Origin of the sequence: Corynebacterium sp. Z-1 (assembly GCF_031844665.1) — a bacterium.
Taxonomy (GTDB): Bacteria; Actinomycetota; Actinomycetes; order Mycobacteriales; family Mycobacteriaceae; genus Corynebacterium; species Corynebacterium sanguinis.
This window is the reverse complement of sequence record NZ_CP134621.1, coordinates 1,758,951-1,783,930: the sequence shown is the minus strand read 5'-3', so window position 1 is coordinate 1,783,930 and position 24,980 is coordinate 1,758,951. Positions and strand designations below refer to the sequence as shown.

Here is a 24,980-nt window from a genome sequence, read left to right as displayed (position 1 = left end):
ATGGCAGTCCGCTCGATCCGTCTCTTCGGAGACCCCGTGCTCAACTCCGTCGCCGCGCCCGTGACGCGTTTCGACGACTCCTTGCGCACGCTCGTCTCCGACATGCTCGACACCATGGACGACGCGGGAGGCGTCGGCCTCGCCGCCAACCAGGTGGGCGTGGATGCGCGGGTATTCGTTTTCGATTGCCAGGGCATGCGCGGGCACATCATTAACCCGACCTGGGAAGCGGCGGGGCAGGACATGCAAATCGGGCGCGAGGGGTGCCTGTCGGTGCCCGGGGTCAGCGGCCAGGTTTCCCGGCACAACCGGGTGGTGGCGCGAGGCGTCGATGCCTTTGGCAGGCCGCTGGCGATTGTTGGCACGGGCCTTCTCGCGCGCTGCATCCAGCACGAAAGCGATCACCTCGATGGGATCATGTTCATGCGCAGAATGGAGCCCGAAGCGCGCAAGGAAGCGATGACCATCATTCGCGGTTCCGAGTGGTTCCAGCAGGCGTAAGACGATGAAGGAGATAAACACCATGCGACTTGTTTTCGCCGGCACCCCCGAGCCCGCCGCCGTGGCGTTGAGCACGCTCATCGCCTCCGAGCACGAGGTGGTCGCGGTGATCACCCGGCCCGACGCGCGCAAGGGCCGGGGCCGCAGCCTGCACCCCTCGCCCGTCAAGGAGCTTGCGCACAGCTACGGCATCGAGGTGTTGACGCCGCAGACTCTGAAAGACAACGGGGAGATCCGCCAGGTGCTGCGCGAGATCGCCCCAGACGCTGTGCCCGTTGTCGCCTACGGCAACCTGATCCCGGCGGACATGCTGGACATCCCGAAGCACGGTTGGGTCAATTTGCACTTCTCCCTGCTACCCGCGTGGCGTGGAGCGGCGCCCGTGCAGGCGTCGATAAGCAGCGGCGAGACGGACACCGGCGCGACGACGTTTCGCATCGACGCCGGCCTGGACACCGGCGACATCCTCGGCCACATCCACGAGCCGATCCACCCCACGGACACCGCGGACGACCTGCTGACGCGCCTCGCCCACTCCGGGGCGGACCTGCTCGTGGAAACCATGAACGGGCTTGCCGACGGCACCATCACCGCAGTCCCGCAGCCCGCCGAGGGCACCTACGCGCCGAAAATCTCGACTAACGACGCGCGCATCGACTGGGCCCAGCCCGCCGAGGTGATCGACCGCGCCATCCGCGCGCACACTCCGGCGCCGGGCGCGTGGACGACGCTCGGCGGCGAGCGCGTAAAGCTCGAGCGCGTTGAGTCTGTAAGCGGTGCGGATCTGCACCCCGGCGAGGTGCGCGTGAGCAAGGACTCGGTGGAGGTGGGAACGTCCAGCGCGAACGTGGCGCTGACGCGGATCCAGCCGCCGGGAAAGAAAATGATGGCCGCCGCGGATTGGGCGCGCGGGCTGCAGGACACGGAAGGGATTGAGTTCGCATGAGTGGTGGGTTTAGGTCGCGCGCGTCCGGGCGGCGAGAGGAGCGCCGGGAGAGCAAGCGGGTGAGCAAGCCGCAGGTGAAGGCGACGCGCATCGGCGACGGCGCGCGCGAGGCGGCCTTCGAGGTCGTGCGCCGGGTGGCCACCGACGACGCGTACGCCAACCTCGTGCTGCCGAGGCTGCTGCGCGAGCGCAACATCACAGGCCGCGACGCGGCGTTTGCCACCGAGCTCGCCTACGGAACGCTGCGCGCCCAGGGCGTGCTCGACGCCGTGATCGCGCGGTGCTCCTCGCGCGAGCTGGACAAGATCGCGCCCGAGGTGCTCGCTGCGCTGCGTCTCGGCGCGTACCAGCTGCTGTACACGCGTGTCGACGACCACGCGGCCGTCGACACGTCCGTGCGCCTCGTCGAAGCGGCCGGGGCGGGCCAGGCGAAGGGCTTTGCCAACGCGATCCTGCGCACGATTACCCGCACCCCGGCCGAGCAGTGGCTGGACGATCTCACCCCGTCTGACCCGGTGGCGGCGGTGGCGTTTCGCACCGCGCACCCTGAGTGGATCGCGCGATCCTTTGGCACAGCGCTCGGCGCGAGCGGGGCAGAAGGGGAGTTGGAGGCGGCACTCGAGGCGGACTCGCAGCGCCCGGTTGTCCACCTCGTCGCCCGCCCCGGCGAGATTTCCGCCGCCGAGCTCGCCGCGATCACCGGCGGCGACGAGGGCAGGTACTCGCCGTACGCCGTCTACCTGCACGAGGGGGACCCCGGCGCGCTCGAGCCGGTGCGCGACGGCCTGGCCGGCGTGCAGGACGAGGGCTCCCAGCTCATCGCCCGCGCGCTCGCCGAGGTCGACGTCGAGGCAGACGCCGGGCGGTGGCTGGACCTGTGCGCTGGCCCCGGCGGTAAGGCCGCGCTGCTCGGCTCCCTGGCCGGGATTGAGGGCGCGCACGTCGACGCCGTCGAGATCAGTGAGCACCGCGCGGAGCTGATCCGCAAGGTCATCGGCGGGCTGCCCGTCTCCGTCACCGTCGCTGACGGCCGTGACCCGGGCCTGGAGCCCGGTTACGATCGCGTGCTTGTGGACGCCCCCTGTTCTGGACTCGGCGCGCTGAGGCGGCGCCCCGAGGCGCGGTGGAAGAAGCAGGAGTCCGAGATTGGCGAGCTCACCCAGTTGCAGACCGAGCTGCTCCAGTCGGCGCTGCGCCTGGTCAAGCCCGGTGGCGTCGTTGTTTACTCCACGTGCTCGCCGGACGTGCGGGAAACGCGCGGGGTGGTTGACGCCGTGCTCGCAGAAGGCGTGGCCGAGGAGCTCGACGCTAGCGCCTACCTGCCCCCGATGGAGGGCACGGGCGCGGGCAAGAGCGTGCAGATGTGGCCGCACCGGCACGGGACCGATGCGATGTTTTTCTCGGTGCTTCGAAGGAGGTAGTGCGCTGTGGGCTGGTGGGACCGGGTTGTTGAGGTATAGCTGCTAGACCTCAGCGAGGTGCAGTTGGTGAAACCGCAGGTCGCGAGTCACAGATGTGGGGCCGGGTTGTTGAGGTATAGCTACTAGACCTCAGCGAGAAGGCACAGCCGAACACACACAGCACACCCACCCGCCGACCAAGATCCCGGACTCAAAGACGCGCCCCAGCTCAGAGAAAAGTAGGCTGTGAACCATGTTGTACATCGCTCCTTCCATCCTGGCCGCCGACTACGCGGCGCTCGGTGAGGACGTGCGCAAGGTGCCCAACGCCGACCTCATCCACGTCGACATCATGGACGGCCACTTTGTGCCCAACCTCTCCTTCGGCCCGGACGTGACCAAGGCGGTCGACGGAGTCACAGAGCAGTTCCTCGACATGCACCTGATGATTGAGCAGCCGGAGAAGTGGTTCGAAACCTACGTCGCGGCAGGCGGGGACCGCCTCGTGTTCCACGTCGAGGCCACCAGCGACCACGTCGCAGCGGCGAAGGCTGTCCACGAGCTCGGCGTCGAGGCCGGCTTCGCAGTCAAGCCGGGCACGCCCATCGAGCCCTACCTGGATGACCTCGAGCATTTCGAGGAGGTCATGATCATGAGCGTCGAGCCCGGCTTTGGCGGGCAGAAGTTCATGCCCGAGGTGCTTAGCAAGGTGCGCACGCTGCGCGAACACATCACCGGAGCAAAACTAGACACCATCATTGCTATCGACGGCGGCATCGCCGAGGCCACCATCGTCCAGGCGGCGGCCGCGGGCGTGGAGTCCTTTGTCGCGGGCTCGGCGGTGTTCGGCAAAGACGACCCGGCGGCGGCCGTCGATACGCTGCGCCGCCTCGCGCAGGCCGCGCGGTGAGTGAGATCGACTACGCGGCTGCGCTGCGTGCGGGTGACGCCGTGCGCGGCACCACCTCGCCGAACCCGCCCGTGGGGTGCGCCCTGTTCAGCCCGGACGGCGCGCTCATCGCCACCGGGGGCACCTCCCCGGCAGGGGGAGCGCACGCGGAGATCAACGCGCTGCGAGCGGCAGGCGACAGGGCCCGCGGGGCCACGGCGGTGGTCACCCTCGAGCCCTGCAACCACACCGGCCGCACCGGCCCGTGTTCGCAGGCGCTTGTCGACGCCCACATAACGCGCCTGGTCTACCTCACCAAAGACCCCAACCCGCAGGCCGCCGGCGGCGCCGACTACCTCGAACGCCACGGAGTCGAGGTGATCTACGCCCTGCAGCGCGTCGACGCCCTGCAGCCCTGGCTGACCTCAGTCGCGCGCGGCCGGCCGTCGGTCACGCTGAAGTACGCCGCCAGCCTCGACGGTTTAACGGCGGCGCCGGACGGGACGAGCAAGTGGATCACCGGCGAGGACGCTCGCCGCCACGTGCACGCCGACCGCGCGGTGCGCGACGCGATCGTCGTCGGCACGGGCACCGCGATCGCCGACAACCCCTCGCTCACAGCGCGCCGCGGCGACGGCACGCTGATGGAAACGCAGCCGCGTCGGGTGGTCGTCGGCACGCGAGCGGTGCCTGAGGGAAACCTCACACGGCTCGGCTTCGAGCAGTACGCCACCCCCGCCGCGGCGCTGGAGGCGCTGTGGGAGTCGGGCGCGCGCGACGTGCTCGTGGAAGGCGGGGCGGGGCTGGCGGCGAGCTTTCTTCGAGAGGGCCTCGTCGACCGGGTCCAGGCCTACGTGGCCCCGCTGCTGCTCGGCGCCGGCGCGGGCGTGGTCGACACCGCGCTTGCTGCAACCCTGGCCGACGCGCCGCGCTTTGCCCTTTCGCGCGTCACGGTGCTGGGTGGCGACGTACTCATAGAAATGGAGAGGTAGATGTTTACTGGGCTGGTAGAAGAGGTCGGCGAGGTTGTCGCGCTGACGAAGCTTGACGACGCCGTGCGCATCGCCGTGCGCGCGCCGCTGGTCACCGCCGACGCGCGCCACGGCGACTCGATCGCCGTCGACGGGGTGTGCCTGACCGTCGTCGACAACGCCGACGGCGTGTTCAGCGCCGACGTGATGCAGGAAACCCTCGACCGCTCGCGCCTCGGCAGCTACGTCGCAGGCTCGCGCGTTAACCTTGAGCGGGCGCTCGCGGCGGGGGCGCGCATGGGCGGGCACATTGTGCAGGGCCACGTCGACGGCGTCGCGCAGGTGGTCTCGCGCACGCCCTCGGAGAACTGGGAGGTGGTGCGCATTACGTTGCCCGCCGGGCTGGCCCGGTACGTGGTGGAGAAGGGATCGATCACGGTCAACGGGACCTCTTTGACGGTCTCGGCGATCGGAGAGGACTACTTTGAGGTTTCGCTGATCCCCACCACGCTCAGCGACACCACCGCGGGGAGCCTTGCTACCGGCGAGGATGTCAACATCGAGGTCGACATCGTGGCCAAGTACGTCGAAAAGATGACGCAGGGCTACCATTAATCGCCATGAGTGACCCGATTTCCCTGGATAGCGTCGAGGAGGCTATCGCCGCTGTCTCCCGCGGCGAGGCCGTGGTCGTCGTGGACAACGAAGACAGGGAGAACGAGGGCGATCTGATCTTCGCCGCGGAGCTGGCCACGCCCGAGCTCGTCGCGTTTATGGTGCGCCACACCTCCGGCTACATCTGCGTCGCGTTGGAGAACGCCGACGCCGACAGGCTCAACTTGCCGCCGATGGTGGCGCGCAACGAGGACGCCCGCGCCACCGCCTACACGGTGACGGTCGATGCAGCGACGGGCACGACGGGCATCTCCGCGCGTTCGCGCTGCGAGACGATCACCCGCCTGGCGGATCCCGCGCGAGGCGCGAGCGACTTTACTCGGCCCGGCCACATCGTGCCGCTGCGCGCGCGTGCCGGCGGGGTGCTTGCCCGCGACGGTCACACCGAGGCGTCCGTCGACCTTGCCCGGCTCGCCGGTTTAAGGCCTGCGGGCGTGCTGTGCGAGATCGTCTCGGCCGAGGACCCGACCGACATGGCGCGCGGGCCCGAGCTGCGCCGCTTCGCCGACGAGCACGGCCTGGTCATGATCTCGATCGCCCAGCTCATCGACTACCGCCGCCACCGCGAGAACTTTGTCACCCGCTGCACGCAGACCCGCCTGCCCACCGAATTCGGCGAGTTTCAGGCCTACGGGTACCGCAACACCATCGACGGCACCGAGCACGTCGCCCTCGTCGTCGGCGACGTCGCGGCGCAGCCCGGGGTGCTCGTGCGCGTCCACTCGGAGTGCCTCACCGGCGACGTGTTCGCGTCGCGACGCTGCGACTGCGGCCCCCAGCTGCACGAATCCATGCGCCGGGTCCAGGAAGCCGGCCGCGGTGTCATCGTCTACGTGCGCGGGCACGAGGGCCGCGGCATCGGGCTGCTGGCCAAGCTCGAGGCCTACCGCCTGCAAGACGCCGGGCTGGACACCGTCGACGCGAATCTCGAGCAGGGCCTGCCTATCGACGCCCGCGAGTACTCCGTCGCCGGGCACATCCTCGCGGACCTCGGCGTGACGTCCTTCGATGTCCTGTCCAACAACCCCGACAAGGTCGCGGCCTTGGAAGGTTATGGACCGAGTGTCGACGGGCGCACTAGAATCGAGATTGTTCCATCGCACGACAACATCCGCTATCTGCGCACCAAGCGCGACCGGCTCGGCCATGACCTGCCGCTCGTGGAGCGCTGGAGCGCGGACCACACCACGGGCGGCCGGTAGGCCCGCCCGACACAGAAAGGACGAGGCACGCGATGCCGCACCAGGGAGCACCCGACATACCGAGACCCAACGCCGAGGGCATGACCGTGGCGATTGTGTCTACGCACTGGAACGAGAAGATCGTCACCCAGCTGCACGAGCACGCAGTGGACGCCGCCCGTGACCTCGGCGCGAAGGTCGACGAGTTTTGGGTTGCCGGTGCCTTTGAGTTGCCCGTCCTGGCGCAGGCCTGCGCGCGGCGTTACGACGCCGTCGTCGCCCTAGGCTGCGTTATCCGCGGCGAGACGGCGCACTTTGACTACGTGTGCGACTCCGTCACCGCCGGGCTGACCCGCGTCGCCTTGGACGAGGAAACCCCAGTGGGCAACGGCGTGCTCACCGTCGACGACGAGGACCAGGCGCTCGAGCGCGCCGGCGGCGAGGACGCCAAGGAAAACAAGGGCGCCGACGCCGTGTACGCCGCGCTGGGTGCCGTCGCGGAGCTGCGCAAAGCCCGCGCGGCCGCGCCCAAGCGCTAGGAAATAACGGGCACGGGTTAGGATCAAGCGAAAGACTGCTCGCGCATGCACGGGCGACAACCGTGCGCGCGACGTGCGTGGAGAGGACGGCGGTGCCGTGGAGGCCAAAGACACCAAGAAGCTAAGCGACGAGGAGCTGCTGCACCTCTACGCGTCCGATCCGCACGCCGTGACTTCTACGGAGCCGTGGGAGCTTGAGATCACCTCGCCGTTTCTGAAGAAGGTCGCCATCGGCTGGGTCATCTTGGTCATGGCGGTGCACATCTTCATGGCGCTGGTGCTCGACGTCGAGTTTACGGGCCTGGCAATCACCACCATTGACAAGTTCGCCTTCCCCGGCGTCGGCCTGATCATCTCCATTGTCTCCTGGATCTGCCTCACCCGGCCCCGCGTCCGGGTGAACAAGGACGGGGTCGAGGTGCGCAACATCATCGGCACCCGCTTCTACCCGTGGCTGGTGATCTACGGGCTGACCTTCCCGCGCTCGTCGCGCATGGCCCGGCTCGAGCTGCCGGAGTTCGAGTACGTCCCGCTCTGGGCGATCCAGTCCGGCGACGGGCAGCGCGCGATTGAGGCCGTCGAGAAGTTCCGCGCCCTCGAGGCGAAGTACATGCCCGAAAGCTAGGCGCGCGTGGCCAACCCCGAGTCCTACCGCCCTGCGCCGGGTACCATCCCCACCGAGCCCGGCGTGTACAAGTTCCGCGATGGCGCCGGGCGCGTCGTCTACGTCGGCAAGGCGAAGAACCTGCGCGCGAGGCTGAACAACTATTTCCAGCCCCCGAAGCAGCTGCACCCGCGAACCCGTCAGATGGTCTTTACCGCCGCCTCGGTGGAGTGGACCGTTGTCGCCAGCGAGGTCGAGGCCCTCCAGCTCGAGTACACATGGATCAAGCGTTTCGACCCCTGGTTCAACGTCATGTACCGCGACGACAAGACCTACCCCATGCTCGCCGTGAGCGTGGGGGAGCGCTTCCCGCGCGCGTTCTTCTACCGCGGCCCGCGCCGCAAAGGGGTGCGCTACTTCGGGCCGTACTCCCACGCCTGGGCGGTGCGCGAAACGCTTGACCTGCTCACCCGCGTCTTTCCCATCCGCACCTGCTCCAACGGGGTGTTCAACCGCCACGAGGCGCTGGGCCGGCCGTGCCTGCTGGGCTACATCGACAAGTGCTCGGCGCCGTGCGTGGGCCGCGTTTCGGAGGAGGAGTACGACGAGATCGCGCGGGGGTTTGTGGCATTTTTGTCGGGGCGCACGGATGACGTCGTCAAGCAGCTGACCAAGCGCATGAACGCCGCGGCCGCCGAGCTCGAATTCGAGAAAGCCGCGCGGCTTCGCGACGACCTCGGGGCCGTGAACAAGGTGATGGAGCGCCAGACGGTGGTGCTCAGCCTCGGCACCGACGCCGACGTGATCGCGTTTGCCACCGACGAGCTCGAGGCCGCGGTGCAGATCTTCACCGTGCGCGACGGGCGCATCCGCGCGCAACGCGGCTGGGTCGTGGAGAAGACGGGCGACGAGCCGGGCAGCCAGGAGCGGCTGGACAAGGGCGAAGCCGACCCGGCCGTGCCGGCGCTGATGCAGGACTTCCTCGTGCAGTACTACTCGGACACGGCGGACAGGGTCAAAGAGGAGCAGGCGGAGGATGCCCGGCTGCGGGAGTCAAAGGTGCGCCGGCGCGGCGTGGATCAGGAGTCCCACGCGCCCGTCACGCCGCCGGTCGCGATCCCGCGCGAGATCCTCGTGGACACGCTGCCGGAGGAAGCCGAGGAGGTCGCCGACCTCATCGCCGAGCTGCGCGGCGGGCCGGTGGACATCCGCGTGCCCCAGCGCGGGGACAAGGCCGCGCTGATGCAGACCGTGGGCCGCAACGCCCAGGAGGCGCTTAACCAGCGCAAACTCAAGCGTGTCGGCGACCTCACCGCGCGCTCCCAGGCCCTGCAAGACATCCAGGACGCGCTCGGCATGGAGCAGGCGCCGCTGCGGATGGAGTGCACGGACATCTCCCACATCCAGGGCACAGACATCGTTGCCTCGCTCGTCGTGTTCGAGGACGGCCTGCCACGCAAGAACGATTACCGCCGCTACCGCATCAAGGAGGCCGCGGGCGACGGGCGTTCCGACGACGTCGGCTCCATCGCCGAGGTGACCCGCAGGCGTTTCAAGCGCTACACCGAGGACAAGCTGGCCAACCCGGACGAGGAGGCCGCCGCGCTGACGTTTGCCGACGAGGCCGCCGACGTCGAGACAACCGGGGCGAGGCGGTTCGCCTACCCGCCGCAGCTCTTCATCGTCGACGGCGGCAAGCCCCAGGTCAACGCAGCCCAGGCTGTGTTCGACGAGCTCGGAATCATTGACGTGCAGCTCATTGGCCTGGCCAAGCGCCTCGAGGAGATCTGGGTGCCCGACGACGACGAGCCCGTCATCCTGCCGCGCAACTCCGAGGGCATGTACCTGCTGCAGCAGATCCGTGACGAGGCACACCGCTTCGCCATTACGTACCACCGCCAGCAGCGCTCCAAGCGGATGCGCGCCTCCGCGCTCGACGGGGTGCCGGGGCTGGGGCCGGCGCGCCGCACCGACCTGGTCAAGCACTTCGGCAGCGTCAAGAAGATCACCGAGGCTACCAAGGAGGAAATCCAGCAGGTCAAGGGCGTCGGCCCAAAGCTGGCCGAGTCGATCTACGAGCACCTCCACCGCGACTAGCGCGCTAGGATGGGCAGCCATGGAGACCACAACGGGCATTCGGCCGGTGATTATCACGGGGCTGTCGGGGGGAGGGCTGTCCTCGGCCGCGAAGATCTTCGAGGACAAGGGATACTTCGTGTCGCAGAACCTGCCGCCGTCGATGATCCTGGAGCTGACCGACATGGCGCTCGCCGGCACCGCGCCGGTGGAGCACCTCGCGTTTGTCACCGACGTGCGCGCCCGCAACTTCTCCGGCTCGCTGCTGGAAACCATCGCATCGATCAAGGCGAAGGGCATCGCCCCGTTCGTGCTCTACCTCGAGGCGCGTGACGACGTCCTCATCCGCCGCTTCGACAGCGTTCGCCGCACGCACCCGCTGCAGGGCGTGGACCCTCTAAGCGTCGGTATCGAGCGTGAGCGCGAACAGCTCGCAGCGGTGCGCGAGCAGGCGGATGTGATTATTGACACCTCCAACCTCTCCGTGCACGACCTGCGCCGCGCCGTGGAGGCGTCGGTAGGCGAGCTGCCGATCGATCGCCAGCACGTCACCATCGAATCCTTCGGGTTCAAGCACGGTTCGCCACGCGACGCGGACATCGTGATGGACGTGCGCTTTCTGCCCAACCCGTACTGGATTGAGGGGCTGCGCCAGTTCCGTGGCGTCGACGCGCCCGTGGCCGACTACGTGCTCTCCCAGCCGGGTGCGGCCGAGTTCGTGGACAATTTCGTCGCGCTGCTCAACTCGATGCTCGCCGGTTACCGCCACGAGGGCAAGGATTTCGTCACCGTGGGCATCGGCTGCACCGGCGGTCACCACAGGTCGGTCGCCGTCTCCGAGGCCATTGCGAAGCGCCTGCGCGAGCTTGATAACGTCGACGTTCACGTCCTGCACCGCGATCTCGAGCGCCACTAGACCTTAGAGCGAAGCGATTAACCCATGACCACTTTCACCTGCCTCGGCGGCGGCCACGGCCTGTACCAAACGCTTTTAGCGTGTCGAAGCGCCCGCGCCGAGCACATCAACGCCGTCGTCACGGTCGCCGACGATGGCGGCTCCTCCGGGCGGCTGCGCCGCGAGCTCGGGATGATCCCCCCAGGGGACCTGCGCATGGCGCTGTCCGCGCTGATGCCCGACACCGACACCGGCCGGCTGTGGCGCAACACGCTGCAGCACCGCTTCCAGGGCAACGGCGCGATGGCCGGGCACGCGGTGGGTAACCTCCTGCTCGCCGGCTTGAGCGAAAAGGCCGGCGGCATGCAGGCGGCGCTCGACGTACTCACCACCTGGGCGGGCGCAAACGGCCGGGTCATCCCCGTGTGTAACGAGCCGCTGGAGATCGAGGCGGATGTCGCTGGGCTTGACGACGACCCCCGGGTGTTGCGCTCCGTGCGTGGCCAGGTGGCGGTGGCGACGACTCCCGGCTCGGTGCGCCGCGTGCGCATCCTGCCGGCGGATCCGCCCGTCAACAGCGCCGCGATCGCGGCGGTCATGAACGCCGACGTGGTTACGATCGGGCCCGGCTCGTGGTTTTCCTCCGTGATCCCGCACCTGCTGATGCCAGATGTCGTCACGGCGCTCAACGAGACCGCGGCGAAGGTGATCGTCGTGCTGAATTTGTCGCCGGAGGCGGGGGAGACCCAGGGCTTTACTACCGAGCGCCACATCCACCTGCTTTCGCAGCACGCGCCTGGTTTGCGGGTCGATCACTTCCTCGCGGACAGCAACGTCAACACCACCCCCGGCGAGCGCACCCACCTGCAGCGCACCGCGCAACGCGTCGGCGGGGAGATCACCTACACTGACGTGCGCACGGAGTCGGCCAACGAGGCCGAGCGCAACGTGCACGACCCAGCAAAGTTGGCGGCTGCGCTTCTCGCGCTCGGCGGGGCGAGTTAAACTGTGTGGACTTTACGGTGTGCAATGCAGATGGAGGTACCGCGGTGTCGCTAACCGCCCAGGTGAAAGACGAGCTGCTGCTGGTCGAGCACCCCTCCCAAGCCACCCGCTTTGCCGAGGCCGCGGCCATGATCCGCTTCGCCGGCGAGGTCGCTCAGACCCCGCGCGGGCTGAGCCTGTGCGCTGAGTTTTCGGAGATGCGCGTCGCTCAACGGCTTGCGGCGTCGTTACGCGAGCTATGCGACGTCGACGTGCGCGTGCAGACGCTGAGCCCGGACCCGGGCCGCCGCGACGCCACGTACACGGTCAGCGTGGTCGACGGCACCAAAGACGTGATCCGCCGGCTGAAGTTGGTGACGGTGTCGGGCCACCCGGTCGTGGGCTTGCCGCGGCACATCATCTCCGGCTCGATCGCCGAGGTCGAAGCCGCGTGGCGCGGGGCTTTCCTCGCGCGCGGCGTGCTCACCGAGCCAGGGCGCAGCTCGAGCCTCGAGGTGCTCAGCCCGTGCCAGGAGGCGGCGCTCGCGCTCGTCGGCCTAGCCCGCCGGCTCTCCGTCGCGGCGAAGACGAAGGAAACGCGTGGGGTGGAGCGGGTGTTTCTGCGCGACGGCGACGCCATCGCGGTGCTACTCAGCCGCATGGGCGCGCAGCGTACGCGCGTGAGCTGGGACGAGAAGCGCAAGAAGAAGCAGATGACCGCGAAAAGCGGGCAGCGCCTGGCCACGTTCGACGACGCCAACACGCGGCGCTCGGCGCAGGCGGCGGCGGCAGCGGCGGCACGCGTCGAGCGCGCCATGGAGATCCTTGGCGACGACGTCCCCGAGCACCTGGCTGAAGCCGGGCACCTGCGCGTGGAGTACCGGCACTCCTCGCTGGAGGAGCTCGGTCGTCTCGCAGACCCGCCGATGACCAAGGACGCCGTGGCGGGGCGGATCCGCCGGCTGCTCTCGCTTGCGGACAGGCGCGCCGCCGAGCTCGGAATCGCCGATACGCAATCGGCGCTTGCGGCGGAGGACGACGCGTCCGCGCCCTAGTACTACACAGGCGCCTGGGGCGCAAACCGGGCAAAATCGGTACCATGCGGGCAAGGTCAAACAGGGCTACACTGGGGATCAACGGGGCTGCGAGGAACTCGACTCAGGAAACTTCCAGTTCCGGTAAGTGAACCGAAACTCTTTAAGGAGTGACTGACAGTGACTACCCGCATCGGCATCAACGGATTCGGACGAATCGGGCGCAGCTCCCTGCGCGTCATCCTCGACAGCTTCGAGGGCGAGCTCGAGGTTGTCAAGATCAACGACCTGACCGACAACGAGACCCTCGCACACCTTCTGAAGTACGACACCGCGTACGGCCACCTCGGCCGCACCGTGGAGCACGACGAGACCTCGATCACCGTCGGCGGGCACCACATCGAGGTATCCGAGGAGAAGGACCCGGCCGACATCAACTGGGGCGCGCTCGATGTCGACATCGTGCTCGAGTGCACCGGCAAGTTCCGCACCAAGGAAGACGCCCAGGCCCACATCGACGCCGGCGCGAAGAAGGTCATCATCTCCGCCCCGGGCAAGAACGTCGACGGCTCGTTCGTGTGGGGTGTCAACCACGAGGACTACACCAACGACCTCACCGTCATCTCCGCGGCGTCCTGCACCACCAACTCCCTGGCCCCTGTTGCGAAGATCATCAACGATAACTTCGGCATCGTCTCCGGCCTGATGACCACCATTCACGCCTACACCGGTGACCAGCGCCTGCAGGACGCTCCTCACAAGGACCTGCGCCGCGCCCGCGCCGCCGCCCAGAACATCGTGCCCACCACCACCGGCGCCGCTAAGGCCGTGGCTGAGGTCATTCCGGCGCTCAAGGGCAAGCTCGACGGCTTCGCTATGCGCGTGCCCACCATCACCGGCTCCGCCACCGACCTGACCGTCCAGCTGGAGAAGGACACCACGGTCGAGGAGGTCAACGCCGCCGTCAAGGCCGCCACCCAGGAGGGCGACCTGGCCAAGGCGCTGCACTACACCGAGGACCCGATCGTGTCCTCTGACATCATCAAGAGCCCCTACGGCGGCATCTTCGATGCCGGTATGACCCGCGTGATCAACGGCAACCTGCTCAAGGTCATCTCGTGGTACGACAACGAGTACGGCTACACCGAGCAGTTCATCCGCGTGACCAAGACGGTCGCGGACAAGCTGAACTAAGCCCGGCCCGGCCCGGGGTGGTGCGCGCAAGCGCACACCCCGGGTTTTCCCATTTCTTACTAGACTCGATATGGACGCATTACACCAGCTTGTGAAGGAGACTTTCATGCCACTTCAGACCATTCAGCAGCTGCTCGACGAGGGTGTCGATGGGCGCCACGTCCTTGTTCGCTCCGACTTCAACGTCCCGCTCGACGACGAGGGCAACATCACCGACGCCGGGCGTATCGACGCCTCCATCCCGACGCTCAAGGCGCTTCTCGACGGCGGCGCGAAGGTCATCGTCACCGCCCACCTGGGCCGCCCGAAGGGCGAGTTCAAGCCGGAGTTCTCCTTGAAGCCGGTCGCCGAGGCCCTGTCCGAGCGCCTCGGCCAGTTCGTCCCGCTGGCCTCTGACGTCTCCGGCGAGGACGCCCACGAGCGCGCGAACGGCCTGACGGAGGGCGAGATCCTGCTAGTGGAGAACGTGCGTTTCGACGCCCGCGAGACCTCCAAGGACGACGCCGAGCGCGAGGCCTTCGCCGCGGAGTTGGCCGACCTCGCCGCCGACGACGGCGCGTTCGTCTCCGACGGCTTCGGCGTGGTGCACCGCAAGCAGGCATCGGTCTACGACGTGGCCAAGAAGCTCCCGGCCTACGCCGGTTACCTAGTGGAAAAGGAGGTGGAGACGCTTAGCATCGTCAAGGACAACCCCGCCCACCCGTACGTCGTCGTGCTCGGCGGCTCCAAGGTCTCCGACAAGCTCGGCGTGATCGAGGCGCTGGCGCAGAAGGCCGACAAGCTCGTTATCGGCGGTGGCATGTGCTACACATTCCTCGCCGCGCAGGGCCACAAAGTGCAGAAGTCCCTGCTGCAAGAAGACATGGTCGAGACCTGCGGCAAGCTGATCGAAACCTACGGCGACAAGCTGGTGCTGCCGGTGGATCTCGCGATCGCGCCGGAGTTCGACAAGAACGCCGAGAAGAAGGTCGTGGGCCTCGATGACATCGACGAGGGCTGGATGTCTCTCGATATCGGCCCCGAGACCGCGCAGAACTACGTGGCGGCGATCAAGGACGCGAAGACGGTGTTCTGGAACGGGCCGATGGGCGTGTTCGAGTTCCCGAACTTTGCGGACGGAACGAAGGCAGTCGCGGAGGCGATGATCGACGCGACGAAGAACAACGACTGCTTCACTGTGGTCGGCGGAGGTGACTCGGCGGCGTCGGTACGCGCGCTCGGCCTCGACGAGGATGGCTTTACCCACATTTCCACCGGCGGCGGTGCCTCCCTCGAGCTCATCGAGGGCAAGGAACTGCCCGGCGTGAGCGTCGTGAGCAAGTAGGACGAGAAAGGACTTTACACATGCCTCGGAAGCCGCTTATTGCGGGCAACTGGAAGATGAACCTCGACCACCTCGAGGCCATCTCAAGCGCCCAGAAGCTAACGTTCGCGTTCCCGAAGGACGGGTACGAGTACGTCGACATCGCGCTGACGGTGCCGTTTACGGACCTGCGCTCGATCCAAACCCTTGTCGACGGCGACAAGCTGCAGATCACCTACGGCGCCCAGGACGTCTCCCCGCACGACAACGGGGCGCACACCGGCGACATCTCGGCCGCGATGCTGGCCAAGCTCGGCTGCTCCTGGGTGGTCGTCGGCCACTCGGAACGCCGCGACGAGCACGGAGAGACCGATGAGCTTGTCGCGGCGAAGGCCGCCAAGGCGCTCGAGCACGGCATCAGCCCGATCGTGTGCGTCGGCGAGCCGGAGGACGTCCGCGAGCGCTCGGAGCACGTCGCCTACGTCGTCAAGCAGACCCGCCGCTCCCTGGCCACCCTGGGCACGGTGGAGCTGGGTCGGACGGTCATCGCGTACGAGCCGGTGTGGGCGATTGGCACCGGCAAGACCGCGTCGGCGGCCGATGCCCAGGAGGTGTGCAAGGCGATCCGCGAGACGGTTCGCGAGCTTGCCGACGACCCCACCGCCGACGCGATCCGCATCCTCTACGGCGGCTCCGTCAAGGTGGACACGATCGGCGAGATCGTCGGGCAGCCCGACGTCGACGGCGGCCTTGTCGGGGGAGCGTCTCTTGACGGCCAGGAATTTGCGAAGCTGGCCGCGGCGGCGGCTAACGCTGTGCGCTAGTCGTGTAAGGTGTAATCCATGATTCTGGCTCTAGAGATCGTCTTGGTCATCACCGCAATCCTGCTGACGGTGTTCGTCCTGCTGCACCGTGGCAAAGGTGGCGGCCTGTCCAGCCTGTTCGGCGGCGGCGTGCAGTCTAACCTGTCCGGGTCGACGATCGTCGAGCGCAACCTGACCCGCTACACCATTGTGATCGCCGTTATCTGGATCACGTGCATCATCGGACTGAACCTTGCGCAGTCCTTCGCGGTCTAGCTAGGGGGCAGCGTCCTCGGTGACGAAGAGCACGGTCTCTTCGCGCCCGGCGGCCCCAGCGGCCGGCCACTCTTCGGCGGAGGCGCCGCGTGCCACGTGCGCGGCCGCCTCCGCCTTTTCCGCGCCTGAAACCAGCAGCCAGACGCGCTCGGCGCGCCCGACGGCGGGCAGGGTCAACGTTGCCCGCTCGGCGGGGGGTTTTGGCGAGTCCGTCACCACGAGCGCGAGGCGCTCGGTTTCGCGCACCGCCCGGGTGTGCGGGAACAGGGAGTTGATGTGGCCCTCGCCACCCATGCCGAGCAGGTGGATGTCGAAGCCCTCTGGCGCGGCAATGCCCAGGTCGCGTTCGTAGCGCCGCACCGCCTCACCCATGTCGCCGCCGGTCAAACCGTAGCCGTAGATGTTGGCCTCGGGGATCGCGACGTGCTCGAGCAGCGCCGCGCGGGCCTGGCCCTCGTTGGAGTCCGCGTGCGTAACCTCAACGTTGCGCTCGTCGCCGAAGAAGACGAAGACGCGCGACCAGTCGATCGTCACATCGCGCAGGTTCTCGAGAAAACGGATGCCGGCGGTGCCGCCGGTGAGAACGACGCGGGCGGTGCCGTCACCGTTGACGCCACCGACCGGGTCGGCGTGGATGGCGCTGATGGTGTGGGCAAATCGTTCGGTGGCGGCGTCGATAAGCGAAGCGAGGTCAGGGAACTGTGAAACCGTAACCATGAGCGAGGGTGGGGCCTTTCGTGAGTTAGACGACGTGCACGTGGGAGATGCCGTCGAGCGCGTTGGCGTAGGCGGTGTCGGGGTCGAGGTGGCGCAGTTCCTCGGCCAGGCACTCCGCGTCGGTGCGCGCGGTCATGGCGACGTAGGAGTCGGGGCTGCCCGGGACGGAGACGCGCACGCTGTGCTCGTCCATGACGGAGACGACGATGTCGCCGCGGTCGTAGGTCAGGCGCAGCTCGGTGATGGGGACGTTCTCGATGATCTCGGAGGCGCTCGGGCCCGGGCTGCGGGTCACGTCGACGCCGAGGCAGCTCGCCAACCACCCGGCGGCGATGTCGACGCTCGGGTTGTCCACGGGTCCGGAAATGTGCACAGCGGTGATGTCCTCGCCCTGGTGGCGGTCCACGGCGGATGCGACGATTCCGCGCCACGGGGTGATGCGTGACCACATCATGTCGGAGTCGCCCTCGGAGTAGCCGTTGGACAGGCGCAGGAGCGCGTTGCCGGAGACGTTGCGGCGCGCGTTGGTGATGCGGCGCTGCGCGATGTTGCCCAGGGGCGCCTCGGCCGGGTTCGCCGGGGCGGTCGTCGGCCACCAGGCGGCGATTGGGGTGTCGGGCAGGATCAGCGGCGTGACCACGGAGTCGAGATTCTGGGTGAGCTCGCCGTGCAGGTGCATCACCACCATCTCGGAGGCGCCCGCGTCGGCGGTCAGGATGCACTCGGCGTCGAGCTTCGTCGGCTCGTCCGAGTCTCCGAGCAGCATGACCAGCACGCGGGCCGGGTGCTCCTGGGTCGCGTCGCGCACGGACAACAGGATGGAGTCGACGTCGTCGCTCGCGGCGGCGACCACGAGCAGGGTGAGCACGCGGCCGGTGGCCATCGAGTAGTTGTCCTGCGCCTGCAGAAGGGTCGCGGTGATCTGGCGCGTCGTGGTGTCGGGGAGTTTGATGATCATCTCCGGGCCTCTTTCAATCGTCTATTCTCGGTCAAACCGTGCTTAAGGCCTGCGCCAGTGGCGGCCGGTGCGCGCGAGCATCGCGTCGGCAGACTCGGGGCCCCACGTACCGGCTGCGTAAGCATCGGGGCGGCCGTTTTCGGCCCAGTGCTCGAGGACGGGGTCGAGGATCTCCCAGCTGCGCTCAACCTCTTCGTTGGTGGGGAAGAGGCTCGACTCGTCCAGCAGGGCGTCGAGGATGAGGCGCTCGTAGGCCTCGGGGGACTCCTCGGTAAAGGCTTCGGAGTAGGAGAAGTCCATGTTCACGTCGCGGACCTCCATCGTGGAGCCCGGGACCTTGGAGCCGAAGCGCATGAGCACGCCCTCGTCCGGCTGGATGCGCAGCACGACAGCGTTGGCGGTCAGCAGGTCGGTCTGGCCCTTGGCAAAGGGCTGGAAGGGCGGGCGCTTGAACACCAGGGCGATCTCTGTGACGCGGCGGCCCAGGCGCTTGCCGGTGCGCAGGTAGAACGGCACGCCCGCCCAGCGCCGCGAGTTGATCTTCAGGGTGCAGGCCGCGTAGGTCTCCGTGGTGGAGTCCGGGTCGAAGCCGTCTTCTTCGCGCAGGCCGATGACCTTCTCCGAGCCCTGCCAGCCGGCGGCGTACTGCCCGCGCGCGGTCGTCTCGTCGAAGGGCTCCAGGGCAGTGGTGGCGCGCAGCACCTTGAGCTTCTCGGCGCGCAGGCGGCGCGGCGAGAACGAGGTGGGCTCCTCCATGGCCACGAGCGCGAGCAGCTGGATCAGGTGGTTCTGGATCACGTCGCGGGCGGCGCCGATGCCGTCGTAGTAGCCGGCGCGGCCGCCGAGGCCGATGTCCTCGGCCATGGTGATCTGCACGTGGTCGATGTAGTTGGCGTTCCACACCGGCTCGAACATCTGGTTAGCGAAGCGCAGCGCGAGGATGTTCTGCACCGTCTCCTTGCCCAAGTAGTGGTCGATGCGGAACACGGAGCGCTCGGGGAAGACGTGGTTAACCACCTCGTTGAGCTTCTTCGCGGAGGCGAGGTCGTGACCGAAAGGCTTCTCGATGACCACGCGGCGCCACTGGTTGCCCGTCGGGGTGGCCATGCCGCAGCGGTCGAGCTGGTGGACTACGTCGGAGAAGTACTCAGGCGGCACGGACAGGTAGAAAGCCCAGTTGCCGCCGGTTCCGCGGTTAGCGTCCATCTCCGCCAGAAGCGCCGCGAGCTTCTCAAAGGCCTCGTCGTCGTCGAAGGCGCCGGTGACGAAGTGCATGCCCTCGGCGAGGCGGTTCCACACGTTCTCATTGAAGCGCGTGCGCGAGCCCTTCTCGACGGCCGAACGCACGTAATCCTCGAAGTCCGACTTGCTCCACTCGCGGCGGCCGAAGCCGACGAGGCTGAAACCGGCGGGCAGCAGGCCGCGGTTGGCAAGGTCGTAGATCGCCGGCAGGAGCTTGCGGCGCGCGAGGTCGCCGGTTACGCCGAAAATCACCATTCCCGACGGCCCTGCGATGCGCGGCAGGCGCTTGTCCTCTGGCTGTCGGAGCGGGTTGACCCACACGGCCTCGTCCGTCACGGTTGTTCACCTCGAGTAATAGGTAGATGGGAAAGATTTTTGGGGATTCGTTCAAATGTACTGTGCCCGCGCGGGTGCGCGGGCACAAAACGCGAAACTACTTCAAATTCTGTGCCATGGAGTCGAGCAGCTCCTGCCAGGCGTCGACGAACTTCTCCACGCCCTCGCGCTCGAGCACGGCGACGACGTCGTCCAAGTCGATGCCCACGGCCTCGAGCTTGTCAAAGGTCGCCTGCGCCTCGGCGGCGGTTCCGGTCAGCGTGTCGCCGCGCACCTCGCCCTGCTCGAGCATCGCGTCGAGCGTCGCCTCGGGCATGGTGTTGACGGTGTCGGGGCCCGCGAGCTCCGTGACGTACATGGTGGCGGGGTAGTCCGGGTTCTTCACGCCGGTCGACGCCCACAGTGGGCGCTGCTTGTTTGTGCCCGCGGGGAACTGGCTGGAGTCGGAGAACTCGTCGAGGAAGAGCTGGTAGGCCAGGCGCGCGTTGGCAATGCCGGCCTTGCCCCGCAGCTCGAGCGCCTCGGGCGTGCCGATCGTCTCAAGCCGGTTGTCCACCTCGGTGTCCATGCGGGAGACGAAGAACGACGCCACGGAGTGGATTGTCGACACGTCGTGCCCGTTCGCCTCGGCCTGGCGCACGCCCTCGCGGAAGGCGTCGATAACCTGGCGGTAACGCTCGACGGAGAAGATCAGGGTGACGTTGACGGAGATGCCGGCGGCCAGGGTCGCTGTAACGGCGGGCAGGGACTCGTCGGTGGCGGGGATCTTGATCATCACGTTCGGGCGGTCGACCAGCTGCGCCAGCTCGGCCGCCTGCGCCACGGTGCGCTCCTCGTCGGCGGCGTAGCGCGGATCGACCTCGATGGACACGCGCCCGTCCTTGCCGTCGGTCGCCTCGAAGACGTCGGCGAAGAGGTCGCAGGCATCCTGGACGTCCTTGACGCTCATTGCGTACACAGCCGCATCGACCTCGCTGCCGGCCGCCTTCAGGTCGGCGAGCTGAATGTCGTAGGCGTTGCCACCGCTCATGGCCTTAGCGAAAATCGCCGGGTTGGTGGTGACGCCCTTGATGCTTTTCGACGCCTTAATCTCGTCCAGGTTTCCAGTGGTGATGCGATCCCGCGAGAGGTCGTCGAGCCAGGTGGAGGTTCCGATCTCGTACAGCTTGTCAATCGAGGTCATGGGGGTTTTAAGTCCTTTGCGTGTGTGGTTAAGGGTTAGGCGGTGGCGCTGGCGATGGAGTCGCGGGCGGCGTTGACGACGGCGTCGGCGGTGAAGCCGAAGCGCTCGAAGAGCTCGGCGCCCGGCGCGGAGGCGCCGAAGTGCTCGAGCGAGACGTTGCGCCCGTGGTCGCCGGTGAAGCGGTGCCACGGCATGGCAACGCCCGCCTCGACGGAGACGCGGGCCTTGACGTCGTGAGGCAGCACGGCGGCGATGTAGTCGTCGTCCTGCTCGAGGAACCACTCCATCGACGGCATGGAGACGACGCGCGCGGCGACGCCGGAGCCCTCGAGCTCGCGAGCAGCGGCGACAGCGAGCTGCACCTCGGAGCCGGTGGCCATGAGGATCACGTCCGGGGTCGGCTTGGAGCCCTCAACCAGCACGTAGGCGCCGCGGGCAACGCCTTCGAACGCCTTTTCCTTCGTGCCCTCGAGCACGGGCAGGTTCTGGCGCGACAGGGCGAGCGCCTTGGGCTGCTCCTTGCCCTCGAGCGCGGCCTTCCACGCAGCGGAGGTCTCGTTCGCGTCCGCGGGGCGGATCACGGCGAGGTCCGGGATGGCGCGCAGCGCCGCGAGGGTTTCCACCGGCTGGTGGGTGGGGCCGTCTTCGCCGAGGCCGACGGAGTCGTGGGTGAACACGTAGTAGCCGTCGATGCCGGACAGGGCGGCGACGCGGATCGCGGGGTAGAGGTACTCCGAGAAGATGAGGAAGGTGCCGCCGTAGACGCGGGTGCCGCCGTGGAGCGCGATGCCGTTCATGATCGCGCCCATTGCGTGCTCGCGGATGCCGAAGTGCAGGTTGCGGCCGTACGGCTCGGCGGTGAACATGTCGGTGGTGATCTCTGCGGGGCCGAAGGAGGCTGCGCCCTTTATCAGGGTGTTGTTGGACCCGGCCAGGTCGGCGGAGCCACCCCACAGCTCCGGCAGTGCGGCGGCGGCCGCCTGGATCACGGCCTCGGAGGCCTTGCGGGTGGCCAGGCCCTTCTCGTCGGCGTCCCAGGTTGGCAGCTCCGCGTCCCAGCCCTCGGGCAGGCGGCGCGCGGTGAGGCGCTCGAGCAGGGCCGCGTTGTCAGGGTTGTTCTCGGCCCAGGCGTTGAACTTCTCTTCCCACGCGGCGCGCTTCTCGCTGGCGCGTGCCGTCAGCTTGCGGGTGTGGGTGATCACGGCCTCTTCCTCGGGGAAGGTCACCTCGGGGTCGAAGCCCAGGGCCTCCTTGACCAGCTTGACCTCCTCGGCGCCAAGCGCCGCGCCGTGCACCGCGCCGGTGTTCTGCAGGTTCGGGGCGGGGTAGCCGATGACGGTCTTGACGCGGATCAGCGTCGGGCGGGCGGTGTCGGCCTGCGCCTGCGCCACGGCGGACTCGATCGCGACGACGTCCTCGCCGGAATCCACGGTCAGCGTCTGCCAGCCGTAGGCCTCGAAGCGCTTCATCACGTCCTCGGTGAACGCGATCTGCGTGTCGTCCTCGATGGAGATGCGGTTGTCGTCCCAAAAGACGATGAGGTTGCCCAGCTGCTGGGTGCCCGCCAGCGACGAGGCCTCGGAGGTCACGCCCTCCTGCAGGCAGCCGTCGCCCGCGATGGCGTAGATGTAGTGGTCAAACGGCGACTCGCCGGCGGGAGCGTCTGGGTCGTAGAGGCCGCGCTCGCGTCGCGACGCCATCGCCATGCCGACTGCGGAGGCGAGGCCCTGGCCGAGCGGGCCGGTGGTGATCTCGACGTGCTTGGTGTGGTTGTACTCCGGGTGGCCCGGGGTCTTCGAGCCCCACGTGCGCAGCTGCTTCAGGTCCTCAAGCTCGAGCCCAAGCCCGCCGAGGTAGAGCTGGATGTACTGGGTCAGCGACGAGTGGCCGTTGGACAGCACGAAGCGGTCGCGGCCCACCCAGTGCGGGTCCTGCGGGTCGATGTTCATGACGCGCTGGTAGAGCGTGTACGCCAGGGGAGCGAGCGACATCGCGGTGCCCGGGTGGCCCGAGCCGCAGTTCTCGACAGCGTCCGCCGCAAGCACGCGTACAGTGTCCACGGCCCGCGTATCCGTTTGCGTCCAATCGTCCGGGTAGTTGCGGACGGTCATCGCGTGCAATTCGGGGGGCAGGGTCGACTGGGTCACGTTGTTCCTCGCTTGTGTCGTTCGTGAGTGGTTTTGCTAGTGATCTTCGCCGCCTAGCCTATCGGTTGGCAGTGGAGCGTGTCTGGATTACCCGTTACTGCGCCGTGGCGGTAGCATCATCCGAAGGTATGACGCCCGCGCGGTTTCGGGCGGGGGCGGAACTTTTCGCCGTCGCGGTGCGACTACTGTGATGTTGGCCCTCCCGTACCGGGCGGCCGTTTCTGCTGGAGGAGTTGTTTACTTGGAGACCATCAAGGCTTACTTTGCGCTTACGAAGCCGAGGGTCATTGAGCTCCTCCTCGTCGCTGCGATCCCCGCCATGCTCCAGGCCAACCGCGGTAGCGTGGATCTGTGGCTCATCCTGGGCACGCTGCTCGGCGGGTGGATGGGTGCGGCGGCCGCGAACACCTTCAACATGGTCGCCGACTACGACATTGACCAGAAGATGGGCCGTACCCGGGCGCGCCCGCTGGTGAGAGCCACCGTGACCAAGCGCAAGGCCGCGATCTACGCCTGGGTGCTGCTCGCCCTGTCCGTTCTGTGGCTCGGGTTCGTCTGCAACTCCTGGCTCGCGGCGTTTTTCATCCTGCTGACCAACTGGTTCTACATCTTCGTCTACACCAAGTGGCTGAAGCGTCGCACGTGGCAGAACGTCATCTGGGGCGGCGCCGCCGGTTGCATGCCGGTCCTCGTCGGTTGGGCCGCGGTGCGCGACAACGTCAACGATGGCTCGCCGGATCGCTGGTGGCAGGCCGTGGTGCTGTTCATGATCATCTTCTTCTGGACACCACCGCACACCTGGGCGCTGGCCATGAAGTACAAGGACGACTACGCCAAGGCGAAGGTGCCCATGCTGCCGGTCGTGGCCACCCCGCAGGAGACGACGCGCCAGATCGTTTTCTACTCCTGGCTGACCGTGGCGACCTCGCTGTTGCTGGTCCCAGCCGCCTCGTGGATCTACCTCATTGTCGCGGTGACCTCGGGCGCCGGATTCCTGGTCATGGCGACCAAGCTGCACAACGGCGTCGTGCGCGGCGAGGACGTCAAGCCGCTGAAGCTGTTCATCCTGTCGAACAACTACCTCGCGGTGCTCTTCCTCGCCCTGTCAGTCGACGCGGTGCTGGGCTGGCAAACCGTCGCGGAGTACTTCCTCTAAGCGTCCTCAGCAACCTTGAGCACGACCGAGCCCGAGGTACAGCGGGCCTGGAGTTCCTCGTGCGCGCGGCGGGCGTCGCTAAGCGGAAAAGGCTCGTGGATGCGAAACGTTAGGGTTCCCTCCTCGACCGCGCGGACGACCGCTTGGGCGCGCATGCGGTACTCGTCGTCAGTGGCGACGTAGGCGGCCAGCGACGGGCGGGTGAGAAACAGCGAGCCGTGCTTGTTCAGCTCCTGGATCACGAACGGCTCGACGTCGCCCGAGGCGGAGCCGAAGGAGCAGACGAGCCCGCGCGGGCGGCAGACGTCGAGGGCCTGGGCGAAGGTGTCCTTGCCCACGCCGTCGTAGATCACGTCCACGCCCTTTCCGCCGTTGGCTTCCTTGACGTCCTCGGCGAAAGTGTCGTAGCGAAACACCTGCGTTGCGCCCGCGTCGTAGGCGAGCTTCTCCTTCTCATCGGTCGAGGTCACGGAGTAGACTACCGCGCCGGCGGCGGCAGCCAGTTGAGTCAGCACGAGCCCGACCCCGCCGGAGCCAGCGGTAATCACCATCGTGTCGCCCGGCTTCGTCTCGCGGGTGCCGTGCAGAAGGTAGTGCGCCGTCATGCCTTGGAGCAGCATCGACGCCGCGACCGCGGGATCGATGCTTTGCGGCACGGCGACGAGACGGTTGCGGGGAACGCACACCTTCTCGGCGTACGAGCCGGGGGCGCTGTGCCAGGCGACCAGCGTGCCCTCGGCGATTTCACCGGCGGGGTCGGCAATGACGCGGCCGCACCCCTCGGTGCCGGGGATGTAGGGCAGTTCCTGGTCGTAGGTGCCAGAGCGGAAGTAGGTGTCGATGTAGTTGACACCCGCGTAGAGCACCTCGACGAGAACGTGCGCCTCGGTCGGCTCCGGGTCGGGGCGGTCCGTGTAGGTGAGAACCTCGGGCCCGCCGTGCTGGGTAACGTAGATCGCCTTCATGGCCC

24 protein-coding genes are annotated in these 24,980 nt (G+C 67.6%); 18 read left to right on the top strand and 6 right to left on the bottom strand.

What is annotated here, in order from left to right:
- The 17 genes from def to secG all read left to right on the top strand — a co-directional run bounded on the left by def (position 1) and on the right by secG (position 16,271).
- Positions 1 to 501, top strand: a complete 501-nt coding sequence (gene def, locus RIU96_RS08700) for a peptide deformylase (protein WP_136651219.1) — start codon at positions 1 to 3, stop codon at positions 499 to 501.
- Between the two features lie 22 nt (positions 502 to 523).
- The gene (gene fmt / locus RIU96_RS08695; RefSeq protein WP_259790038.1) at positions 524 to 1,447 is read left to right on the top strand and encodes a methionyl-tRNA formyltransferase; all 924 of its coding nucleotides are present in this window, start codon (positions 524 to 526) and stop codon (positions 1,445 to 1,447) included.
- Positions 1,444 to 2,868 (top strand): RsmB/NOP family class I SAM-dependent RNA methyltransferase, encoded by a 1,425-nt coding sequence (locus RIU96_RS08690; protein WP_136651221.1) that lies wholly within the window; start codon positions 1,444 to 1,446, stop codon positions 2,866 to 2,868. The genes fmt and RIU96_RS08690 overlap by 4 nt, the downstream gene beginning before the upstream one ends.
- Positions 2,869 to 3,100: 232 nt before the next feature.
- Positions 3,101 to 3,757, top strand: coding sequence for a ribulose-phosphate 3-epimerase (gene rpe, locus RIU96_RS08685; protein WP_136651222.1), 657 nt, complete (start codon positions 3,101 to 3,103; stop codon positions 3,755 to 3,757).
- The gene (gene ribD / locus RIU96_RS08680; RefSeq protein WP_136651223.1) at positions 3,754 to 4,728 is read left to right on the top strand and encodes a bifunctional diaminohydroxyphosphoribosylaminopyrimidine deaminase/5-amino-6-(5-phosphoribosylamino)uracil reductase RibD; all 975 of its coding nucleotides are present in this window, start codon (positions 3,754 to 3,756) and stop codon (positions 4,726 to 4,728) included. Before rpe ends, ribD begins: the two co-directional genes overlap by 4 nt.
- A complete protein-coding gene (locus RIU96_RS08675) occupies positions 4,729 to 5,322 on the top strand; it encodes a riboflavin synthase (RefSeq protein ID WP_136651224.1) in 594 nt (197 codons plus the stop codon). It begins immediately after the preceding gene.
- A 5-nt stretch (positions 5,323 to 5,327) separates the two neighbouring features.
- Positions 5,328 to 6,584, top strand: a complete 1,257-nt coding sequence (locus RIU96_RS08670) for a bifunctional 3,4-dihydroxy-2-butanone-4-phosphate synthase/GTP cyclohydrolase II (RefSeq protein ID WP_136651225.1) — start codon at positions 5,328 to 5,330, stop codon at positions 6,582 to 6,584.
- A 32-nt stretch (positions 6,585 to 6,616) separates the two neighbouring features.
- Positions 6,617 to 7,102 (top strand): 6,7-dimethyl-8-ribityllumazine synthase, encoded by a 486-nt coding sequence (gene ribH, locus RIU96_RS08665; protein WP_136651226.1) that lies wholly within the window; start codon positions 6,617 to 6,619, stop codon positions 7,100 to 7,102.
- A 97-nt stretch (positions 7,103 to 7,199) separates the two neighbouring features.
- Complete coding sequence (locus RIU96_RS08660) at positions 7,200 to 7,727, top strand: PH domain-containing protein (protein WP_136651227.1); 528 nt, start codon at positions 7,200 to 7,202, stop codon at positions 7,725 to 7,727.
- Positions 7,728 to 7,733: 6 nt separating this feature from the next.
- Positions 7,734 to 9,803, top strand: a complete 2,070-nt coding sequence (gene uvrC, locus RIU96_RS08655; protein WP_136651228.1) for an excinuclease ABC subunit UvrC — start codon at positions 7,734 to 7,736, stop codon at positions 9,801 to 9,803.
- 19 nt (positions 9,804 to 9,822) lie between these two features.
- Complete coding sequence (gene rapZ, locus RIU96_RS08650) at positions 9,823 to 10,698, top strand: RNase adapter RapZ (protein WP_136651229.1); 876 nt, start codon at positions 9,823 to 9,825, stop codon at positions 10,696 to 10,698.
- Positions 10,699 to 10,722: 24 nt separating this feature from the next.
- Complete coding sequence (gene yvcK / locus RIU96_RS08645) at positions 10,723 to 11,682, top strand: gluconeogenesis factor YvcK family protein (RefSeq protein ID WP_259809890.1); 960 nt, start codon at positions 10,723 to 10,725, stop codon at positions 11,680 to 11,682.
- Between the two features lie 44 nt (positions 11,683 to 11,726).
- Positions 11,727 to 12,716, top strand: coding sequence for a DNA-binding protein WhiA (gene whiA, locus RIU96_RS08640; protein WP_259790041.1), 990 nt, complete (start codon positions 11,727 to 11,729; stop codon positions 12,714 to 12,716).
- A 159-nt stretch (positions 12,717 to 12,875) separates the two neighbouring features.
- Positions 12,876 to 13,889 carry a type I glyceraldehyde-3-phosphate dehydrogenase gene (gap, locus tag RIU96_RS08635; protein WP_136651232.1) on the top strand — a complete coding sequence of 338 codons (1,014 nt, stop codon included), beginning with the start codon at positions 12,876 to 12,878 and terminating at the stop codon, positions 13,887 to 13,889.
- A 106-nt stretch (positions 13,890 to 13,995) separates the two neighbouring features.
- A complete protein-coding gene (locus RIU96_RS08630) occupies positions 13,996 to 15,213 on the top strand; it encodes a phosphoglycerate kinase (protein WP_136651233.1) in 1,218 nt (405 codons plus the stop codon).
- Positions 15,214 to 15,233: 20 nt separating this feature from the next.
- A complete protein-coding gene (gene tpiA / locus RIU96_RS08625) occupies positions 15,234 to 16,016 on the top strand; it encodes a triose-phosphate isomerase (protein WP_136651234.1) in 783 nt (260 codons plus the stop codon).
- A gap of 18 nt (positions 16,017 to 16,034) precedes the next feature.
- On the top strand, positions 16,035 to 16,271 hold the full coding sequence (secG, locus tag RIU96_RS08620; protein ID WP_136651235.1) for a preprotein translocase subunit SecG: 237 nt from the start codon (positions 16,035 to 16,037) through the stop codon (positions 16,269 to 16,271).
- Here secG and pgl read toward each other — a convergent pair whose 3' ends face one another.
- The 5 genes from pgl to tkt all read right to left on the bottom strand — a co-directional run bounded on the left by pgl (position 16,272) and on the right by tkt (position 22,818).
- Positions 16,272 to 16,988 carry a 6-phosphogluconolactonase gene (pgl, locus tag RIU96_RS08615; protein WP_136651236.1) on the bottom strand — a complete coding sequence of 239 codons (717 nt, stop codon included), beginning with the start codon at positions 16,986 to 16,988 and terminating at the stop codon, positions 16,272 to 16,274. It abuts the gene before it with no gap.
- A 25-nt stretch (positions 16,989 to 17,013) separates the two neighbouring features.
- Positions 17,014 to 17,946: a glucose-6-phosphate dehydrogenase assembly protein OpcA gene (locus tag RIU96_RS08610; RefSeq protein WP_136651237.1), complete on the bottom strand. Its 933-nt coding sequence runs from the start codon at positions 17,944 to 17,946 to the stop codon at positions 17,014 to 17,016.
- A 42-nt stretch (positions 17,947 to 17,988) separates the two neighbouring features.
- A complete protein-coding gene (zwf, locus tag RIU96_RS08605) occupies positions 17,989 to 19,524 on the bottom strand; it encodes a glucose-6-phosphate dehydrogenase (RefSeq protein WP_136651238.1) in 1,536 nt (511 codons plus the stop codon).
- Between the two features lie 97 nt (positions 19,525 to 19,621).
- A complete protein-coding gene (tal, locus tag RIU96_RS08600) occupies positions 19,622 to 20,707 on the bottom strand; it encodes a transaldolase (protein ID WP_136651239.1) in 1,086 nt (361 codons plus the stop codon).
- Between the two features lie 35 nt (positions 20,708 to 20,742).
- Positions 20,743 to 22,818, bottom strand: coding sequence for a transketolase (gene tkt, locus RIU96_RS08595; RefSeq protein ID WP_259791462.1), 2,076 nt, complete (start codon positions 22,816 to 22,818; stop codon positions 20,743 to 20,745).
- A 277-nt stretch (positions 22,819 to 23,095) separates the two neighbouring features.
- On the opposite strand from tkt, the gene RIU96_RS08590 reads away from it, so the two are divergent.
- On the top strand, positions 23,096 to 24,010 hold the full coding sequence (locus tag RIU96_RS08590) for a heme o synthase (protein ID WP_136651240.1): 915 nt from the start codon (positions 23,096 to 23,098) through the stop codon (positions 24,008 to 24,010).
- Here RIU96_RS08590 and RIU96_RS08585 read toward each other — a convergent pair.
- Complete coding sequence (locus RIU96_RS08585) at positions 24,007 to 24,975, bottom strand: quinone oxidoreductase family protein (RefSeq protein WP_136651241.1); 969 nt, start codon at positions 24,973 to 24,975, stop codon at positions 24,007 to 24,009. The two genes, RIU96_RS08590 and RIU96_RS08585, sit on opposite strands and share 4 nt — an antisense overlap.
- Between the last annotated feature and the right edge of the window lie 5 nt (positions 24,976 to 24,980).

Bases quoted from the DNA above. Each gene is read 5' to 3' on its own strand.
- def (WP_136651219.1), top strand. From the start codon at position 1: ATGGCAGTCCGCTCGATCCGTCTCTTCGGAGACCCCGTGCTCAACTCC.
- fmt (WP_259790038.1), top strand. From the start codon at position 524: ATGCGACTTGTTTTCGCCGGCACCCCCGAGCCCGCCGCCGTGGCGTTG.
- RIU96_RS08690 (WP_136651221.1), top strand. From the start codon at position 1,444: ATGAGTGGTGGGTTTAGGTCGCGCGCGTCCGGGCGGCGAGAGGAGCGC.
- rpe (WP_136651222.1), top strand. From the start codon at position 3,101: ATGTTGTACATCGCTCCTTCCATCCTGGCCGCCGACTACGCGGCGCTC.
- RIU96_RS08675 (WP_136651224.1), top strand. From the start codon at position 4,729: ATGTTTACTGGGCTGGTAGAAGAGGTCGGCGAGGTTGTCGCGCTGACG.
- RIU96_RS08670 (WP_136651225.1), top strand. From the start codon at position 5,328: ATGAGTGACCCGATTTCCCTGGATAGCGTCGAGGAGGCTATCGCCGCT.
- ribH (WP_136651226.1), top strand. From the start codon at position 6,617: ATGCCGCACCAGGGAGCACCCGACATACCGAGACCCAACGCCGAGGGC.
- rapZ (WP_136651229.1), top strand. From the start codon at position 9,823: ATGGAGACCACAACGGGCATTCGGCCGGTGATTATCACGGGGCTGTCG.
- yvcK (WP_259809890.1), top strand. From the start codon at position 10,723: ATGACCACTTTCACCTGCCTCGGCGGCGGCCACGGCCTGTACCAAACG.
- RIU96_RS08630 (WP_136651233.1), top strand. From the start codon at position 13,996: ATGCCACTTCAGACCATTCAGCAGCTGCTCGACGAGGGTGTCGATGGG.
- tpiA (WP_136651234.1), top strand. From the start codon at position 15,234: ATGCCTCGGAAGCCGCTTATTGCGGGCAACTGGAAGATGAACCTCGAC.
- secG (WP_136651235.1), top strand. From the start codon at position 16,035: ATGATTCTGGCTCTAGAGATCGTCTTGGTCATCACCGCAATCCTGCTG.
- pgl (WP_136651236.1), bottom strand. From the start codon at position 16,988: ATGGTTACGGTTTCACAGTTCCCTGACCTCGCTTCGCTTATCGACGCC.
- RIU96_RS08610 (WP_136651237.1), bottom strand. From the start codon at position 17,946: ATGATCATCAAACTCCCCGACACCACGACGCGCCAGATCACCGCGACC.
- tal (WP_136651239.1), bottom strand. From the start codon at position 20,707: ATGACCTCGATTGACAAGCTGTACGAGATCGGAACCTCCACCTGGCTC.
- tkt (WP_259791462.1), bottom strand. From the start codon at position 22,818: ATGACCGTCCGCAACTACCCGGACGATTGGACGCAAACGGATACGCGG.
- RIU96_RS08585 (WP_136651241.1), bottom strand. From the start codon at position 24,975: ATGAAGGCGATCTACGTTACCCAGCACGGCGGGCCCGAGGTTCTCACC.